The following is an 18,971-nucleotide window of genomic DNA, read 5'->3' as shown; positions in this document are numbered from 1 at the left end:
TGTTTTCCTCGTTCGACGATTCGACGAGACGATGCGGGCCGCCCCGCGGCCGCCCGCGCTCAAAGGACGATTTCCTTCTTCAGGTACAGCCGCTCGGACTGGATGTCGCGTGCGTGGCAGCGGGCGATCAGCTTGTCCGATTCGACGATCGGCAGCGAGGTCGGCGCGTATTCGATGCTGGAGATGAACTTGAGCCACGGCTCCGCGCCCATCGCATAGACGAACACCTGGCGCGGCGCGAAGCACTCGACCAGCGGCCACGCGCGCTCGCAGTCGGAGCCGTTCAGGCGGCGGTTCTGGTCGAACTGGCGCCCGAGCGGCTCGTTCAGGAGCGCGCCGTACAGCCAGGACATCGGCGCGCCTTCGCATTCCATGCCGATGAACAGCGTGCCGATCCGGCCGATGCGCTGCGCGATGCGCTGGTACAGCTCCGGCTGGAGATTGTTCGAGTCAGCCGCGAACAGCATGCTCTTGCCGTCCACCTTCAGCGCGAACGCCATCTTCGCCGCGATATGCAGATCGCCGTGCTCGCCGAGGAACGGCAGCGCGACGATCTCGCCGCCCGGCACGGGCACGCTGTCCAGTTCGCCGACCTCGATCACCCGCTCGAACCCGCATGCTTCGAGCGCGAGCCGGATCGACGGATCTTGCAGGAACCCGCCGTGGCTGCGCGGCACGACCAGCGTGCCGATCCGGTGCCGTAGCTGCAGCAGGCTCTCGAGCACGATGTGATCCTGGTGGTTGTGGGTCAGCAGCACGTAATCGATGCGCTCGGGCAGATCCGCGAACGTGAACGGATCGTCGCCCTGGCCGAGCGGATAGCCGACGATCGGATCGGTCAGCAGCGAGAATTTCGCGGTTTCGACCAGCACCGTCGCATGGTTGAAGTAGCGCACCCGCACCGGCTGCCCCGCGCGCGCCGGCGCCGACGGCGGGCGCGGCGGCGGTGCGTCGGTGAACCAGGTTTCGAGCGCCGTGCGCCGCGCGGCGCCGCCCTCCGCGTGCGCGAGCAGGCGGTCGATCAGGTCCGGCGCGGCGCCCGTGTGGCGGGCCGCGAACAGCTCGTCGTACAGCGCGTCGCGGAACGGCAGGCGAATCTGCACCATGTGCTCGTCCGGAAAGCGCGGCGTGCTCAGCATGAAGCTCCGGTCGTCGCTGGTGGCGAGGAAGCCGTTCACGCTCTGCAGCGCGTCGAGATAGCCGGCGCTGTCGTACAACAGCCGCTCGAACAGCCGGTACGACGCGTGGCCGCGCAGGTCGTAGCCCAGCTCGACGAATCCCTTCAACGGCTCGGGCACCCGCGCATACAGCGGCGACAGCGTATCGCCGCCTCCTTCCCGCTCGAGCAGTTCGTCGAGCTCGCGCAGCGCGTCCGCCAGCGCCAGCAGCGGCGCGGCGCGCGTGCGGGTGTCGCGGATCAGCGCGTCGACCGCCGGCACGAGCTCCCGGCCGCCGTTGAGAAACGGGCCGCCGGCCATCTTCGCGGCGGAACGCCGATGCAGCTCCGGCGCGCGGATGAAGGATTCCATGATGCGCAGATGCACCTGCTTCATCACCAGCGCGCAGGTCGCCGGCTGCAGCAGGAAAGTCCACGCATACCATTGATTGATCAGCGGTTCGAAGACGACGTTGGGTTTCAGGTAGATCTGGGTCATGTCAGGAATGATCGTGTTCGACTACGGGAACGGCTGCGTCGGCGACATGCGCGAGCGCGGCCTCCATGTGTTCGCGCCACCGACGCAGCAACTGTTCGGCGGTGGCGCGCGTGTGGACGGCGTCGCTGTAGCGGCACTCGAACGCGAGTTCGCCGTCGCCCGCGACGCAGACGAGGTTCAGCAGATGGGAACGTTCGTCGGTTGCCGCGCGGTCCGTGCCCACCGCCTCGGTGGCGGCGGAGAACCACGCGGACGGACGCGCGGCGGCCGCCGACACGAAATCGATGCTGACCTGCGGCTGCACGCAGCGCCGCCACGCGTCGGGATCGACGCCGGCGGGCGGCGGCAGGTCCGCACCGCCCAGCGCCGCCAGCGGCAGCGCGGCCAGCGTCGCCTCCCACTCGCGCAGCGCGGCGACGCCCGGCACGCCGGCGCGATGCGGCAACAGCAGCGGCACGTCGCAGACGAAGCAGCCGACCGCGCGCTCGACCGCCGGCCCGTCGTCGAGCCAGTCGCGGCCGTGCCGGCCGAGATCGGCGACGACCGCGCCGCCCGCCCAGTCGGTGAGCGCGCGCGCCGCCGCCGCGATCGCGACGGTGGCGGCTTTCACGCGCAGGCGCTGCGGCACGACGGCCAGCAACCGTCGCGCCGCCTCGCCGGTCAGCCGGTCGCGCACGACCTGCTGGCTCGCCTCGGCGTTCGCGCCGGCTTCCGCGTGCCGATCCCGCGGCAGCGCGACGTTGGCCGCCATCGGCGCAAAGTACGCGGCGGTTTCGCCCGCCTGCCGCGCGGCCGCCATGCGTGCGTCGAGCGCGCGAAGATAGGCCGGGTACGCCAGCGTCGGCGCGGCCACTGCCGGCGTCCGGCCGTCCGCATGCGCCGCATACGCATTGGCGAGGTCGTCCAGCAGCACCGCCCAGCCATGGCTGTCCGCGACGAGACCGTGCACGACGAGCAGCAGCCGGTCGCCGGCCGCGCCGCATCGGTAGTGCGCGATCCGCACCAGCGGCCCGTGCGCGAGATCGAAGCCCTGCTGCAGCGTCGTGCTGTGCGCGACGATGAAGCGCGCCGCATCGTCCGCCACCAGGTCGTGGCTGCTGAAGCAGCGCTGCACGGCGTCCGTGTCCGCCGGCGCGACGCGGCCCGACAGCGCGCCGCGATCGAATACGCAGCGCAGCCCCGGATGCGCGTCGAGCAGCGAACGGAGCGCGGCCCGCAGCGCGTCGGCGTCGAGCGGTTGCGCCGCCCGAACGAGCAACGCGCGGTTCCAGTGGTGCGCGTGCGGGCGCTGCAGCACGCGCCTTTGATACGGCGTCAGCGGGAACGCGGACACATCGTGCGCGTCCGGTCGCGCCGCCAGCGGCCGCAGGCAATCGGCCAGGTCCCCGAGGGTCGGGCTCGCGAAGAAATCCTGCGGGTCGACCGTCCAGCCGGCCCGGTTCAGCTGCGCGACGGCGCGCAGCACCAGGATGGAGTCGCCGCCCAGCCCGAAGTAGTTGTCGTCGCGGCCGATCCGCTCCAGCCGCAGCACGTCGCGCAGCACCGTCAGCAGCGCGCGCAGCGGCGGCGTGTCGTCGCCGTCCGCGGCCGCGTCCGGCAGCACCGCCGTCGATACCCACTGGCGATCGATCTTGTCGCCGGACGTCTTCGGCAGCGACGGCACGATTGCCAGCGCATGCGGCACCAGATGCGCGGGCGCGACGCGGCGCAGCGCGCGCAGCCGCTCGCGCGCCGCCTCGCGTGACGTGTCCGTCGCGCCCGATGCGTCGGCGCCCACGACGATGAACGCCTCCAGGCGCGGCGCCGGCGCGTCGGGTCCGCCCGACAGCCGCACTGCGGCCTCGCGCACGCCGTCCTGTTCGAGCAGCAGCGCTTCCACTTCGGCCAGATCGACACGAACGCCGCGCACCTTGATCTGGCGATCGCTGCGGCCGAGGTAGATCAGCGCGCCCGCCCCGTCGCGACGCACGAGGTCGCCGGTGCGATACATGCGCGCGCCCGGCTGTCCGGCGAACGGATCGGGCAGGAACGCGGCGGCCGTCTGGCCGGGCCGGCCCGGGTAGCCGCTCGCGAGTGCGCCGCCGCCGAGATAGAGCTCGCCGCGGCACAGCGGCGGCACCGGTTGCAGGTGCGCGTCGAGCACATAGGCCGTGGTGCCGGGCAGCGGCGCGCCGATCGGCACGTCGCGTTCATCCGCGCGCGCGTCGGCCGGCACGTCGTGCACGACGGACGTGATCACGCTCTCCGTCAGCCCGTACGCGTTCATCAGCGCCACGCGGCCGCCCGTCACGGCGCGCCATGTCTGCACGGCCGCGAGCGGCACCGTCTCGCTGCCCGTCACGACCAGCCGCAGCCGCGCCGGCAGCGCGGCCTCGCCGAGCCCGATCGCACGCACCCATTCGCGCCAGAACGACGCGGGCAGGTTGAGCACGGTCGCACGCTGTGCGTCGAGCAGGCCGCTGAACGCGCCGAGCGTCGGCCACGCCGTGCGCTCGAGCAGCAGCAGACAGGCGCCGGCGGACAGCGTCGTGAAGATTTCCTCGATCGACACGTCGAACACGAGCGACGAGAACTGCACGACCCGGTCGTCGGCCGTCATGCGATACGCGGCGCACAGTGCCTGGATCTTCTGCGCGACCGCCCGATGGCTGACGTCGACGCCCTTCGGCACGCCGGTCGAACCGGACGTGAACAGCGTATAGGCGGCCCGTTGCGGATCGATACGTGCGGGCGGCGCGCCGGCGGACGCGTCGCCAAGCGCGGCGAACGCGATCGCCGCGCATCCGGGCCACGTCGGCGGCGGCGCCGTCGCGTCGTGCACGAGCAGCACCGGCGCCGCTTGCGACAGGATCGCGTGCTGCCGCGCGGCCGGCGCGGCGGGATCGAGCGGCAGGTACGTCGCCCCGATGCGCAGCACGCCGAGCAGCGCCACCAGTGCGTCGAGCCCCATCGGCAAGCACAGCGCGACGCGCTCGCCGGCGCGGACGCCGCGCGCGTGCAGCGCGCCCGCAACCTGCTCCACCCGGGCCCGCAGCGCCGCGTAACTGAGCGTCTCGTGCGCGGTGGCGACCGCCGGCGCGGCGTTGCCGTCCGTCAGCGTGCCCGACAGCAGCGACACGAGGTCGGACGCCGCCCACGACGACACGTCGGCCACCCCGGACGCCGCCTGCCAGGCCTGCCGCTGTGCGGCCGACAGCACGCCCGCGTCGCCGAGCGGCGCATCGTCCGGCAGCGTCAGCAGCAGGTCCAGCGCGGCCTGGAACTGTTCGATCACCTCGTCGGCCTCGCCACGCTCCAGCGCGCCGTCGCGCGTCAGCAGCACGCCGCCGTAGCCCGCTCCGTCGCGATGCAGGTTCATCGTCAGGTCGTATTCGGTTTCCGTTTCCGGCGTGTCCTCGAACGCGACGTCCAGCCCGCCGATCCGCACATGGCGGACCGGCGCCTCCTGCATCGAGAACACCACCTGGAACAGCGGCGTCAGCGACGTGTCGCGCGGGCCCGCGAAGCGCTCGACCAGCTTTTCGAACGGATAGTCCTGGTGCGCGTGCGCGGCCATCACGCAGTCGCGCACCCGTTCGATCCACGCCCGCGCGCGGCTGGCTGCCGGGAACGCCACGCGCAGCGCGAGCAGGTTGACGAAAAAGCCGACGAGCCCTTCGGTGCGGCTCGACGCGCGGTTGGCGACCGGCGAGCCGACCACCAGGTCGCGCTGTCCGGTGCGCCGCGACAGCATCAGCAGGAACGCGGACAGGAACACGACGTACGGCGTCGTCCGCAAGCGCCGCGCCAGCGCGTCGACCTGCCGCGCACGCTCGGCATCCACCGCGACGCGGCCGCTGCGCGCGAGACGCCCCGGCGTGCGTGCGCGGCGTCGATCGGCGCCGAGGTCGAGCACCGGCGCGCCGTCCAGGTGCGCCCAGAACGCCTCGTGCGCCGCGTAGTGCCCGGCGGCGAACCGCGTCGCCTGCTCCTCGCTGTAGTCCGCGTAATCCCACGCGGGCGGTTCGGTATCCGGCGTGCCGCCCTGGCTCGCCGCACCGTACAGCGACGCGAGATCCTGCGCGATCAGCCCGAACGACCAGCCGTCGACGACGATGTGATGGAACGACATCAGCAGGCACGCGCGGCGCGGCCCGAGTTCGAGCAGCCGTGCGCGAAACAGCGGCGGCCGCGCGAGATCGAACGGCTCCGCCCGCAGCGCGTCGCGATGCTGCGCGATGAACGCGCGCAGTGCGTCGTCCGTGCCGCCTGCGTACGCATGGATCGACAGCGCGACCGTCGCGTCGGCATGCACGTGCTGCTCGCCGTCGCCGTCCGGTCCTTCGTGGAACGACGTGCGCAGCGCCGGATGGCGCGCGACCAGCCCCGCGAGCGCCGCGTGCAGCGCGGCGCGGTCGAGCTCGCCGTGCAGGTGCAGGCATTGCGGCAGGTGGAAGACCGAACCGCCCATGCCGAGCCGTTCGAGCGTCCATAGCCGGCGCTGCTGGAACGACATCGGCGCGCGGCGCGGCCCGGCGCCCGGCAGGCCGTCCGGCGTCGTTGCCGCCTGCAGGGCAGGCGGCGTCGGTTCGGACTGCAAGCGAATCGCGCGGGCCAGCCCGTCGATCGTCGGCGCACCGAAGAACGCGTCGAGCGTCAGCTCCGCATTCAGCCGCTCGTGAATTCGCGTGAGCACGCGCCCGGCCAGCAGCGAATCGCCGCCCAGCTCGAAGAAATCGTCGGTCGGCGCGATCCGCTCGTGGCCGAGGCACTCGGTCCAGATACGCGTCAATGCATGCCGCACGTCGTCGGTCTCGGCCGAAGCAGCGGGCGCGGTGTCGACCGCGGCCGGCGCGGCCACCGCTGCAATCGACGGCGACAACGCGTCCGGCTGCACGCGCTCGATGTGCCGTGCCGGCAGCCAGTGACGCGTCCGCTCGAACGGATAGCCCGGCAACGGCAGGCGCTTGCGGCGCTCGCCCGCGTAGGCGTCGCGCCGTGTCAGCCGCGCGCCCTTCGCCCATAGCCGCCCGTAGCCGGCGAGCAGCGTGGCCATCGTGCGCGGCGTGCGCTCCGTGAAGCTCGCCAGCACCGCGTCGGCCGGCGCGCAGCGATGCGCGCGCACCAGCGCCGCCAGCACGTCGCGCGGGCCGATCTCGACCCACAGCGCATCACCCAGTGCCGCCAGTGCTCGCACGCCTGCCGAGAAGCGCACCGTGCCGAGTACGTGCGTGGCCCAGTACGCCGGATCGGTGGCGCGCGGCGCGTCCAGCAGCGCGCCGTCGAGGTTGGAGATCAACGGGATGCGCGGCGCATGCAGCGTCATCGTCGCGGCATGCGCGTGCACGCGCGCCGCCGCGTCCGTCATCATCGGCGAGTGGAACGCGTGCGACGACGCGAGCCGCGCATGCGCGACACCCGCGTCGCGCAGGTGCGCCGCGAACGCGTCGACCGCATCCACCGGGCCGGACACCACGCATTGCAACGGCCCATTGACCGCCGCGATGGCGAGCGTCGGCGGCAATTGCGCGGCCAGCTCGTCCTCCGCGATCGATATCGACAGCATCGCGCCGGCCGGCTGCGCCTGCATCGCCGCCGCGCGCGCCGCCACGAAGCCGACCGCATCGTCGAGCGAGAACACGCCCGCGCAGCACGCGGCGACCAATTCGCCGAGGCTGTGGCCGATCAGGTAATCCGGCGTCACGCCCAGCGCTGCCCACGCCTGATACAGCGCGTACTCGTACGCGAACAGCAGCGGCTGCACCAGCGCGGTGTCGGTGGTGTTCGCGTCGCCCAGCAGGTAAGGTTCGAGCGCGAGCCCGGCCGTGCTCGCGAACCGCCCGCACACCTGGTCGAGCGCCGCGCGGAACACCGGATTCTCGCGATGCAGGTCGCGCGCCATCCCCGCGGCCTGCGCGCCCTGCCCGGTGAACAGGAAGATCACCGGACGCGCGGCTGGCGCGTCGTCGGCGACCGGCGACACGCCAGCCGCCAGCGCGTCGAGCGCCGTATCGCGCGACTCGGCGACCACGAACGCGCGGCACGCATGGTCCTGCCGGGCGGCCTGCAGCGTGTACGCGACGTCGGCCAGCGCCCATTCGGGGTGGCGGCGCAGCGCGGCGGCGAGGCCGTCCGCCGCGCGCCGCAGCCCGTCAGGCGTGGCGGCCGACAGCCGCAGGCAATGCACGGCGGCGGCCGTCGGCGCGTCCGCCTCCGGCGGCGCGGCTTCCAGGATCACATGCGCATTGGTCCCGCCGATGCCGAACGAACTGACGGCCGCGCGGCGCGGCGCGCCGCCGTCCGGCCAGTCGGTCGCTTGCGCGGTGATGCGGAAGGCCGCGTCGTCGAGTTCGAGCAGCGGATTGGGCGTGTCGAAGTGCAGCGTGCCCGGCACCTTGCCGCGCTCGAGCGCGAGCGCCGCCTTGATCACGCCCGCGAGCCCCGCCGCGCTGTCCAGGTGCCCGACGCTCGTCTTGACCGCGCCGAGCAGGCGCGGCGCACGTGCCGGATGCTGGCCGTAGGTCGCCTTCAGCGCGGCCATTTCGATCGGGTCGCCGAGCAGCGTGCCGGTGCCGTGCGTCTCGACATAGCCGACCGACGCGGCGTCCACGCCCGCGTCCGCCAGCGCGGCGCGAATCACCCGTGCCTGGCCGGCAGGGCTCGGCGCGGTGTAGCCGGCCTTGTCGTGACCGTCGTTGTTGATCGCGGAGCCCTTGACGATCGCATACACGTGATCGCCGTCGCGGCGCGCGAGATCGAGCCGCTTGAGCACGACCGCACCCGCGCCGCTGCCCTCCACGGTGCCGCTCGCGGCCGCGTCGAACGCGCGGCAATAGCCGTCCGCGGAAAAGATCCCGCCGGTACGGTGCAGATAGCCCGGCACGCCGTCGACGCCGATCGACGCCGCGCCCGCGAGCGCGAGTTCGCAGTCGCCCTGCGCGACTGCGCGCGCGGCCATGTGCAGCGCGACCAGCGACGTCGAGCACGCGGTGTTCAGCGTGACCGCGGGGCCGGTGAGATTCAGCCGGTAGGCGATCTGCGTCGCGGCCTGGTTCAGCACGTTGATCTGGTACAGCCCGAGCGCGTCGACCGCGTCACGGTTGCCGAGCACGTGGTTCGCGAGGTACTGGCTCGCGCCGACGCCGACGTAGACGCCCACGTCGCGCGCGGGCCCGGGCCCGGCGTAACCGGCGTCCTCGAGCGCGCGATAGCTTTCCTCCATCAGCTTGCGCTGCTGCGGATCCATGATCTCGGCTTCGCGCGGCGTATAGCCGAAGAACGCGGCGTCGAAACAGTCCGGATCGCGAATCAACCCGCGCGCGGCGACGAAGCGCGGATTGCCGAGCAGCTCGTCCGGCACGCCGAGCGCGCGCAGCCGCGCGTCGTCGAGCCGGGTGATGCCGTCCTCGCCCGCGAGCAACATGCGCCAGAACTGCTCGACGTCGTCCGCGCCCGAGACGGTCGCGCTCATCCCGATGATCGCGACGTCGCGGCTGTCGACCTGCGACGCGCGTGCGGCCTCGGCCGTGCCGCCGGCATCGGCCGCCGGCTCGCCGGACGCGGACAGCCAGCCGGCCAGCGTGCGAATCGTCGTATAGCGGAACAGGTGATCGATGTCGACGTCGCGGCCGAATTCGCTGCGCAGCCGCGCCTGGCACTGGATCAGCGCGAGCGAGTGGCCGCCGGCGTCGAAGAAGTTGGTGTCCGGATCGATCTCGGCGAGGCCGAGCACGTCGCGCCAGATCGCGGCGACCGCCGCTTGAGCATCGCCGGGCGCGCGGCGCGCGGCGTTGGCGGGGACGGCGCGATCGGCGACGCTCGCCGCATCGAGCGGCCAGTCGGCCAGCCTGAGGCGATCGATCTTGCCGCTGCCGGTCATCGGCATCGCGTCGAGCACGACGATCCGGTCGGGCACCATGTACGGCGGCAGCGCCTGTTGCGCATGCGCCTTCAGCGCGCCGTCCGGCAGCGTGCCCGCCGCCTGCACGAACGCACAGAGCACGGCGCCCGCGCTACCCGAACGCGCCAGCACCGCGACCTTGGCGACGCCCGGATGGCGGCCCAGCACCGATTCGACTTCGCCCGTCTCGATGCGGAAGCCGCGCACCTTGACCTGCTGGTCGTCGCGGCCCACGAATTCGATGTCGCCGTGCCGATCGAAGCGGGCCAGGTCGCCGGTACGATACAGCACGCGATCCGCGTCGCCCGTCGCATACGGGTTCGGCACGAAACGCTCCGCGCTCAGTTCGGGCCGGTTCAGGTAGCCCGACGCCAGCGCGCGCCCGGAGAGGTACAGTTCGCCCGTCACGCCGATCGGCAGCCGTGCGAGCTCGGGCGACAGGATATGCGTGCCGACGTCGCCCACCGCGCGACCGATCAGCACCGGGCCGCTCGCGCAACGCCACACGGTTGCGTAGATGCTGGCCTCGGTCGGGCCGTATGCGTTGAAGAGCGGCGCGTGCGGCAGCACGCGCGCCGCCAGCTCGACGGTCGCGGGCAGCAGCGGCTCGCCGGCGGCGAACACCGCGCGCAGCGGGCTCGCCGCGCCGGCGTCGAGCGATTGCAGGAACAGGTGCAGCATCGACGGCACGAAGTTGACCACCGTCACGCGATGCTGCTCGATCGCGCGCTGCAGGTAGCGCGGATCGTACTGGCCGTCCGGCCGCGCGATCACGATCGCGGCGCCCTTCATCAACGGCCACAGCATTTCGGTGAGCGACACGTCGAACGATTGCGCGGTCTTCCACAGCACGCGGTCGCCCGCGGCGAGCGGATAGGTGTCGGCAAGCGCATCGAACAACGCGAGGATGCCTTCCTGGCGGCACAGCACGCCCTTCGGCGTGCCGGTCGAGCCGGACGTATAGAGGATGTAGGCGGGCTCGCCGGGGCTGACGCGCGGCGCGGCGGCCAAGGTGGCGTGGCTCGCTTGCGCCAGCGCCGCCAGCTCGACGAAACGCACGCCGCAGGCACGCAGGCAGGCGGGCGCGGCGGCATCGCCGACGATCGCCGCCGGGCGCGCGTCGTCCACCATGAAGCGATGGCGCGCTTCCGGCAACGCGGGATCGAGCGGCAGATACACGGCGCCGATCCGGAACAGCGCGAGCACCGTCTGCAGCGTCGCCGCCGAGCGGCCCGCGCAGACCGCCACGACGTCGCCCTGCCGCACGCCCAGCGCGGCGAGCGCCGCCGCGCGCCGGTCGCACTGCTCGAGCAGCGCCGCATAGGTCGTCTCGCCCGCGTCGTCGATCAGCGCGACGGCGTCCGGCGCGGCGGCCGCGCACGCGGCGAGACGCTCGCCGACGCTCGCGCCGACCGGCAGCCGCGGCTTCGGCGTCGCCCACTCGTCGAGCCGCGCGAGCGTGGCCGGCGGCAGCCACGTCGCCGCGGGCGCACCGGCGAGCCGCCGCAGCGCCTCGTGCTCGGCGTGCACGATGTCTTGCGCGTCGGCACGCCGCAGGCTGTCGGCCCGATAGCCGACGATGCAGCGCAGCCGCTGGTCGCTCGCGGAAACGGAAAAATCGACCTGCACCGGAAAACTGTTGACCGCGTGGCCGTCGCGGCCCGCCAGCATCCGCACGTCCGCGTCGTCCAGCTCGCGCAGCACGTGGAAGCTCGTGAAATTGAACAGCACCTCGCCGAGTTCGATTCCGCCGCTGTCCTGCCGGATCTGCTGCGACGGATAAAAACGATGCCGGAAAATGCCCGACTCGATCTCGAATACCTGCCGCACCTGCGCGACCGGCGATGCGGCGCCGTCGAGCGCCGCGCGCACCGGCACCGAATTCAGGAACAGCCCGACCGCACGCTCCGCATCCTCGGTCTCGGGCCGCACGTGCGTCACCATCGACGTCAGCACGTCGCGCCGCCCGCTCAGCGCCTGCAGCGCGCGCAGATGGGCGGCGAGCAGCACGCTCTTGAGCGGCACGTTCGCGTCGCGCGCGAGCGCACGCAGCGCCGCCTCCAGTTCGGCGGGGATCTCGACCTCCAGATAATCCACGCGCTCGTCTGCCGCGTCGGCCGTCAGAGGCGCGCGGCGCAGCGACAGCGCCTGTGCGCCGTCGAGCTGGCCGCGCCAGAAATCGCGCTGGGCCGGATCGGCGAGCGCGGCTTGTTCGCGCTCGATGAAATCGCGGTAACCGGCCTGCACCGGCTCGTCGTTCTGCCCGTCTTGCGCGCCCGCCAGGCCCGCCGTGTAGAGCCGGATGAATTCGGCGGTCAGCGCGGCCTCGCTCCAGCCGTCGAGTATCGCGTGATGGAAGCTCCATACCAGCTTGAAGCGCTGCGCCGCCAGCCTGAACACGAAGCAACGGAATAGCGGCGCGGCGGCGACGTCGAACGCGGCGAACCGCTCGCCGTCCATGAACGCGGCGATCCGGGCGGCCTGCGCCGCCGCATCGAGCGCAGTCAGGTCGGTGACCGCCAGCGGAATGCGCGCCGCGTCGAACACGAGCTGCAGCGGCACGCTGAACCCTTCCATCCGCAGCGCGGTGCGCAGCGCCGGATGACGCGCCGACAGCCGGTCGAGCGCATGCGCGACGCAGGCTTCGTCGCATGCATACGCGACCTCGTAGCCGATCACGTCGTGGTACAGGCTCGAGCGCTCGTGCCGCAGGCTGTGATAGAGCATCCCCAGTTGCAGGCGGCTGAGCGGATACGCGTCGACGACGCCGGCCGGCAGCCGCGCGCGGTCCGCGTCGTTCGTCAGCGGCGCCCGCCGTGCGGCGGCCTCGGCCGGCGCGCCCGCGCCAACATCCGCATCCGCACCCGCGCCGGCCCCGCGCTGCCGCTCGATGTGCTCGCCCAGCGTACGCACGCTCTGGTGGACGAACAGGTCCTGGATCTCGAATTCGAGCCCGTGGCGCTGCGCCTGCGCCTTCAGCCGGATCGCCAGCAGCGAATCGCCGCCGAGATCGAAGAAACCGTCGTCGAGGCCGAACCCGCTGCGGCCCAGCACGTCTTCCCACAACGCGCGCAGGATGCGTTGCGTGTCGGTCAGCGTCTCGGGCGCCGTTTCCGCGGCCGCCTGCGCCGGCGCGAGCCGCGCGAGCGCGGCCCGGTCCACCTTGCCGTTCGCCGTCAGCGGAATTCGCGGCACCGCGTGGAAACGCGCCGGCACCAGATGATCCGGCAGCGATGCCCGCAACTGCGCGCGCAGGCCGGCTTCGTCCGGTACGTCCGCGCCCGTGCCCGGACTGGCGGTCCAGTACGCGACGAGCTGCTTGTCGCCCTGCGGCGTCGCGTCGACCGTCACGACGGCGGCCTGCACGCCACGGCATGCCGCCAGCGCCGCCTCGATTTCCGCGGGCTCGATCCGGTAGCCGCGCAGCTTCACCTGGCGGTCGCGCCGGCCGAGGTAATGCAACGCGCCGTCATGCGCCCAGTAGCCGACGTCGCCGCTGCGGTACATGCGGGCGCCCGGCTCGCCGCCGTAAGGATCGGGCACGAACGCGGCCGCGGTCAGGTCCGGCCGGTTCGCGTAGCCGTGCGCGACGCCGAGCCCTGCGATGTAGATGTCGCCCGCCGCGCCGGGAGGCAGCGGATTCAGCGCGTCGTCGAGCACGTACACCGACGTGCCCTGGATCGGCATGCCGATCGGCACCGTGCGCCCCGCCGCCGGCGCGTCGCGCACCGGGTACGCTGTCGCGAACGTCGTGGTCTCGGTCGGCCCGTAGCCGTTGACGACCTGCCCGCGTTCGAGCAGCGCGCGGGCGCGCTCCACATGCGGCAGCGACAGCACGTCGCCGCCGCAGACGAGGTAGCGCAGCCGCCGCAGCGCGTCCGACGCGTGATCGACCATCGCCGCGAACAGACCGCTCGTCAGCCACAGAATCGTCACGCGCGCGTCGACCAGCAACGGCCCGAGCTGGTCCAGCGACGCGTCGCGTCCGGCCGGCACCACGAGCGATGCACCGTTCAGCAGCGCGGTCCAGATTTCGAAGGTCGACGCGTCGAACGCGGTCGGCGCGAACTGCAGGAACACGTCGTCCGGCGTCACGTCGAGATAGGTCGGCCGGTACGCGAGCCGCAGGATCGCCCGTTGCGGCACGATCACGCCCTTCGGACGATCGGTGGTGCCCGACGTGTACATCAGGTACGCCGGCATCTGCGCCGGCAGCCCGCTCGCGACGAACGCGCCGTCGCGCGCGGCGATCTCGTCGTCGTGGTCCTCGAGGACGATCAGGTTCAGATAGCCGTCACGCAGTGCATCGGTGTGCGCCACCACGTCCTCGCGCGTGACGATCACGCTCGCCTGGCTGTCGTCGAGCAGGAATCGCAGCCGGTCCGCAGGATAGCGGCTGTCGAGCGGCACATACGCGCAGCCCGCGTTGAGCACCGCCAGCATCGCGACGATCAGCTCCGCGCCAGGCTCGAGACACAGGCCGACGGTCGAGCCCGGCGACACGCCGAGATCGCGCAGATGATCCGCCAGCCGGTTCGCGCGGGTGTTCAGCGCGTGGTAGTCGAGCGTCGCGTCGCCGTGGCGGATCGCAGGGCGACCCGGATGCTGCCGCGCAAGCGCGTCGATCACCGCGCCGATCGAGTCGGGCAGCGGCTGCCCGAGCGGCCGGCTCTGCCAGCCGCGCAGCGCGTCGAGCGTCGCCGCGTCGCCGCGCGCGAGCGTGCCGAACGGCGCGTCCGGCTGCGCGGTCAGCGCGTCGAGGTACTGCACATAGGTGCGCGACAGCCGCTCGATATCGGCGGCCTCGAACAGGTCGGTGCGAAACACCGTGCAGCAGCGCACGCCGTCGGACGTCAGCTCGGCGAACAGCGTCAGGTCGAACTGGGCGTAGCGGTACAGGTCGTCGCGCACCGTCATCGCCGGCATCCCGGCCGCCGTCGCCGGCTCGGCGGCGCCGGGCACCGCGCCTTTCGTGTCCTGCAGCACGAAGTTGACCTGGAACAGCGGGCTGCGCGCGGAATCGCGCGCGACGCCGACCTGCTCGACCACCTGGTCGAACGACACCGCCTGATGCCGCAGCGCGTCGGCGACGGTGTCGCGCTCGCGCTCGACCAGCGCGGCGAACGTCGCGCAACCTTGCCGCGCGGTGCGCAACGCGAGCAGGTTCGCGAAGAAGCCGACGATGCGCTCGCTGCCCGGATGCACGCGGTTCGATGCGGTCGTGCCGATGCAGAAGTCGTCCTGGCCGGCGTAGTCTCCGAGCAGGCAGCGCCACGCGGCCAGCATCACCGTGAACAGCGTGCCGCCCTGCCGCCGCGCCAGCGACTCGGCCCGCGCGCGCACGGCGGCGGGAATCGCGAAGAACACCAGCTCGCCGTCGTGCGCGCGCCGTGCCGGGCGCGGTAGCGCGAACGGCAATTGGAGCGTCGTCGCGCCCGTCAGCCGGCCCTGCCAGTAGGCGAGGCTCGGCGCGCTGTCCGCGGCACCGCGCGCCTGCTGCCACAGCGCATAGTCCGCATACTGCGGCGCGTCGCTGGCGGGCGGCTCAGGCGCGCGACCCGCCAGCCGCGCCGCATAGGCCGACCACCAGTCGGCCAGCATCAGCTCCAGCGACCATCCGTCGACGATCAGATGATGGGCGGTCAGTACGAGAATCTGCCGGGCGTCGCCGAGACGATGCAGCGACACGCGCAGCAGCGGCCCGTGCGCGAGGTCGAACGGCTGCGCGATTTCGGTCGTGATCGCGCGCGCGATCTCCGCGTCGGTCACATCCGCCGCGTGCCGATGCACCGGCAGCGACGCGGCCAGCTCGGCATGCACGCGCTGGTACAGGCGGCCTTCGCGCTCGTCGAACGTCGTGCGCAGCGCCTCGTGCCGCGCCACCACGTCGCGCAGCGCCGCCTGCAATGCCGCTTCGTCGAGCGTGCCCGCGATCTCCAGCACGTGCGGCACGTGGAAATGGCCGGCGCCGCCGCTGATCGCCATCTGCACCCACATCCGCAACTGCTCCGCCGACGCGGGCAGGTCCGCCGGCCGTGCCTGGCGGGTGATCGCGTCGCGGCTGCCCGCGCCACGCTGCCTGCCGAATGCTTCGAGCAATTGGCGACGCTTGTTTTCGGTGGAATCGTTATGCGACATCAAACCAGCTCTCCCGACGATGAAAACACTGTAAGTAGTTCGTCCATGTCGTCCGGCGCGAGACGATCGAGCAGCGCGTCGAGGCGGTCCTCCTGCTGGGCCTTCTGGCCGAGCGCCACCAGCACTTGCGCGCTGAACCGGTCGAGTTGCGGCGCGCCGAACAGCAGCGGCGGCGACAGCAGCAACCCGTAGCGGCCATTGAGACGCCCGATCAACTGGATCGCTTGCACGGAACTGCCGCCGAGCATGAAAAAATGGTCGTCCGGTCCGATATCGGCGACGTCCAGCACGGCCGACCACTCCGCGGCGACCTCGGCCTGGAACGGCGTCTTCGTGCGCACGTCGGCGCCGTGCGCGCGCGTCTCGAGCGCCGCGTCGGCGAGCTGGGCCAGGCGCTTGCGGTCGATCTTGCCGGCCGGCAGCAGCGCGATGCGCTCCACCACGTCGATGCGCGCCGGACGCATCGCGTCGGGCAGCCGTGCGGCCAGCTCCGCGTGCAACGCGTCGACCGGCCAGTTGTCCCATCCCGCGGCCGGCTCGACGAATGCGTGCAGCAGCCGCACGCGCCCCTGCACCCGCACCGGCACCACCGCGCACTGCGCGATGCCCGGCAGCGCCAGCAGGCACGCCTCGATCTCGCGCAACTCGATCCGGTTGCCGTTGAGCTTGACCTGCTCGTCGCGCCGGCCGAGGTAATGCAGCTCGCCATCCTCGCCGAACATCGCGATGTCGCCGGTGCGGTACATGCGGGCCCCCGGACGGCCCGCGTACGGATCGGGCACGAAGCTCGCCGCGGTGAGATCCGGGCGGCCGACGTACCCTTGCGCGAGGCCCGCGCCGCCGATGTACAACTCGCCCGCGCTGCCGGGCGCGCACGGCTCGAGGCCCGCGTCCAGCACGTACAGCGACACGTTGTCGATCGGCCGGCCGATCGGCACGCCCGCGCACGCATGAGCGTCGCCCGGCGTGCAATGCCACACGGTCACGTCGATCGCGGCCTCGGTCGGCCCGTACAGGTTGACGAGCCGTACCCCCGGCAGCAGCCGGTGGAAGCGCTCGGCCTGCTCGGCGAGCAATGCCTCGCCGCTGCAGACGACCAGTGCGAGATCCGGGAAGACCTGCCCGCACGCCGTATCCAGGAACGCGTTCAGCATCGACGGCACGAAGTGCGCGACAGCGATGCGCGCATCGCGCAGCAGCACCGCGAGCCCGGCCGGGTCCTTGTGCAGCCCGGGCGGCGCGATCACCAGCGCATGCCCGCTCTGCAACGTCCACAGGAATTCCCAGACCGACACGTCGAAAAAGTACGGCGTCTTCTGCAGCACGCGCACCGGCGCGGTATCGGGCAGCAGCGAACCGTGCCAGTCGAGCCGGTTGACCAGCGCACGATGGGTGTTGGCGACGCCCTTCGGCGCGCCGGTGGAGCCGGACGTGTAGATCACGTACGCGATCCCGTCCGGGTGAATGCGTTGCGGCGGCAGCGGTTCGGCGGCGAGCCAGATCGCGCGCTCGTCGAGCGCATGCCGTGCGACCGGCCCGGCCGGCAGGTTCGCCAGCAGGTGCCGCTGCGTGAGCAGCAGCGCGAGGCCCGCATCGTCGACGATGCGCCTCAACCGGTCCGGCGGTGCAGCGGGATCGAGCGGTACGTAGGCCGCGCCCGCGCGCATCACCGCGAGGATCGCCAGCACCATCTCCGTCGAGCGTTCGCAGCACAGCCCGACGAGCGCCCCCGGCGTCACGCCGCGCGCCGCGAGAAAGCCCGCGAGCCGGGCCGACATCACATCGAGTTCGCGATAGGTCAGTTGCTCCGCGCCGAACCGGACGGCCGGCGCATCCGGCGTCGCGACGCACTGCGCGGCGAAGCGGGCCGGCCAGTCCGTCGCGTCGATCGGGCGCGCGGGCCCGTGCCAGTATTGCGCAAGCCGTGCGCGCTGCTCGGGCGTCAGCAGGTCGACCGCGAGCGCCGGCTGCGCATCGTCGTCCAGGTACGCGCGCAGCAGTCGGCCGAAACGTGCGGCGAATTCGCCGACCCGCGCCGGCGGCAGGCAGCCGGTGTCGTATTCGAGATTCACGTGCAGGCCGTCGTGCGTCAGCTGATACGCGAAGTTCAGGTCGAACGGCCGCTCGGCGGCGACCACCGGCAGCAATTCCGCGTGCACGCCGTGGAAGGCGAGCGGCGCATCCTGCACGAAGAACGCTTCCGTCACGCCGACGTTGAAGACGGGCGTGTCGGCCAGCGAACGCGAGCGCCGCAGCGCCGTCACGAGGTCGGTCAGCGACAGCTGCTGATGGCGCTTGCTTTCCGCGCGCCGGGCGGTGGTACGCGCGACGATGTCGCGGAACGTGTCGCCAGGCCGTAGAGAAAAGCGCATCGGCAGGTTGTTGACGAAGCATCCGCTGGCGTCGTGAAACCCCGGCGAGCGCATGTTGACGGGATAGGTCACGACCAGCTCGCGCACGTCCTGCCAGCGGGCCAGCGCGATCGCGAACAGGCTCGACAGCACGAGAAACGGCGTCGAGCGGCTCGCGCGGGCCCGTGCGCGCAGTCGGCGGATCGTGTCCGCGTCGAAACGCATCGGGTGGATGCGCGCGTCGCGCGGCCCCGCCGATGCCGCCGTGTCGAACTCGACCCCGAGCGGCGCATGCGCGAGCGCGCCGAGCCAATAGGCCTGATCTTCGTCGTAGCGCGGCGACGCGCGGTACGCGGCTTCGAACGCGAGTTGCTCGCCGAGATCCCGCAACGTACACGCGGGCGCCGGGCCCGCGCCGAGTGCGTGGTTGTACAGCGCCGTCAGCCGCTGGTTGATGTACACCGCCGAAAACGCATCGGAGATGATGTGCGGAAAGCTGAGCACGAGCCGGTGCGCATCGGCATCCTCGCGCAGCAGCGCGAAGCGGAACAGCGGCGCGTCGTCGAGCGCGAACACGTGCGCCGCCCGCGCGGCGATCCATGCGTCGGCCCCGGCGGCGTCCAGCGACGGCGCCGCCCGCGCGTCGCGGTAGTCGAGCGCGACCGCCACCCGGTCGTGCACGTCCCTCACCACGCGAGTGCCGTCCATCCGGAACGTGCTGCGGCATCCTTCGTCATGCTCATGGACGAACGCGTCCAGTGCGCGCCGCAGCGCATCGCGATCCAGCGGCCCCGACAGGCGGTAGACGAGCGCGGTCGTGTAGGCCGACGAGTGCGGATTGAGCTGCCACTCGAGCCAGAAGCGGTACTGATAGGCTGAAAGCGAAGTGGTACGCATGGTAGCCCCTGTCTGGATACATGAAGGACGTGAAGGACGGCGCGGCGAGTC

The 18,971-nt window shown here is 72.2% G+C and carries 3 protein-coding genes; all 3 read right to left on the bottom strand.

Annotation, left to right across the window (positions count from 1 at the left end):
- Window positions 1-59 precede the first annotated feature (59 nt).
- From HWX76_RS18465 to HWX76_RS18455, 3 genes are read right to left on the bottom strand one after another with little or no spacing between them, the layout of a single operon-like run.
- Entirely contained in the window at window positions 60-1,655 is a 1,596-nt protein-coding gene (locus HWX76_RS18465) for an MBL fold metallo-hydrolase (RefSeq protein WP_235356260.1), read from the bottom strand.
- A 1-nt stretch (window position 1,656) separates the two neighbouring features.
- A complete protein-coding gene (locus HWX76_RS18460) occupies window positions 1,657-15,672 on the bottom strand; it encodes a non-ribosomal peptide synthetase/type I polyketide synthase (protein WP_176016148.1) in 14,016 nt (4,671 codons plus the stop codon).
- A complete protein-coding gene (locus HWX76_RS18455; RefSeq protein WP_176016147.1) occupies window positions 15,672-18,920 on the bottom strand; it encodes a non-ribosomal peptide synthetase in 3,249 nt (1,082 codons plus the stop codon). The genes HWX76_RS18460 and HWX76_RS18455 overlap by 1 nt, the downstream gene beginning before the upstream one ends.
- Window positions 18,921-18,971 lie beyond the last annotated feature (51 nt).

Source organism: Burkholderia sp. BCC0398, from assembly GCF_902833245.1.
In the GTDB taxonomy this organism is placed as follows: domain Bacteria; phylum Pseudomonadota; class Gammaproteobacteria; order Burkholderiales; family Burkholderiaceae; genus Burkholderia; species Burkholderia sola.
Note: the sequence above shows the minus strand (reverse complement) of the source record. Positions and strands in the feature narration are given on the sequence as shown.

What these genes read in the sequence shown, in the direction of transcription:
- HWX76_RS18465 (WP_235356260.1), bottom strand. Translation starts at nt 1,655, where the DNA reads ATGACCCAGATCTACCTGAAACCCAACGTCGTCTTCGAACCGCTGATC.
- HWX76_RS18460 (WP_176016148.1), bottom strand. Translation starts at nt 15,672, where the DNA reads ATGTCGCATAACGATTCCACCGAAAACAAGCGTCGCCAATTGCTCGAA.
- HWX76_RS18455 (WP_176016147.1), bottom strand. Translation starts at nt 18,920, where the DNA reads ATGCGTACCACTTCGCTTTCAGCCTATCAGTACCGCTTCTGGCTCGAG.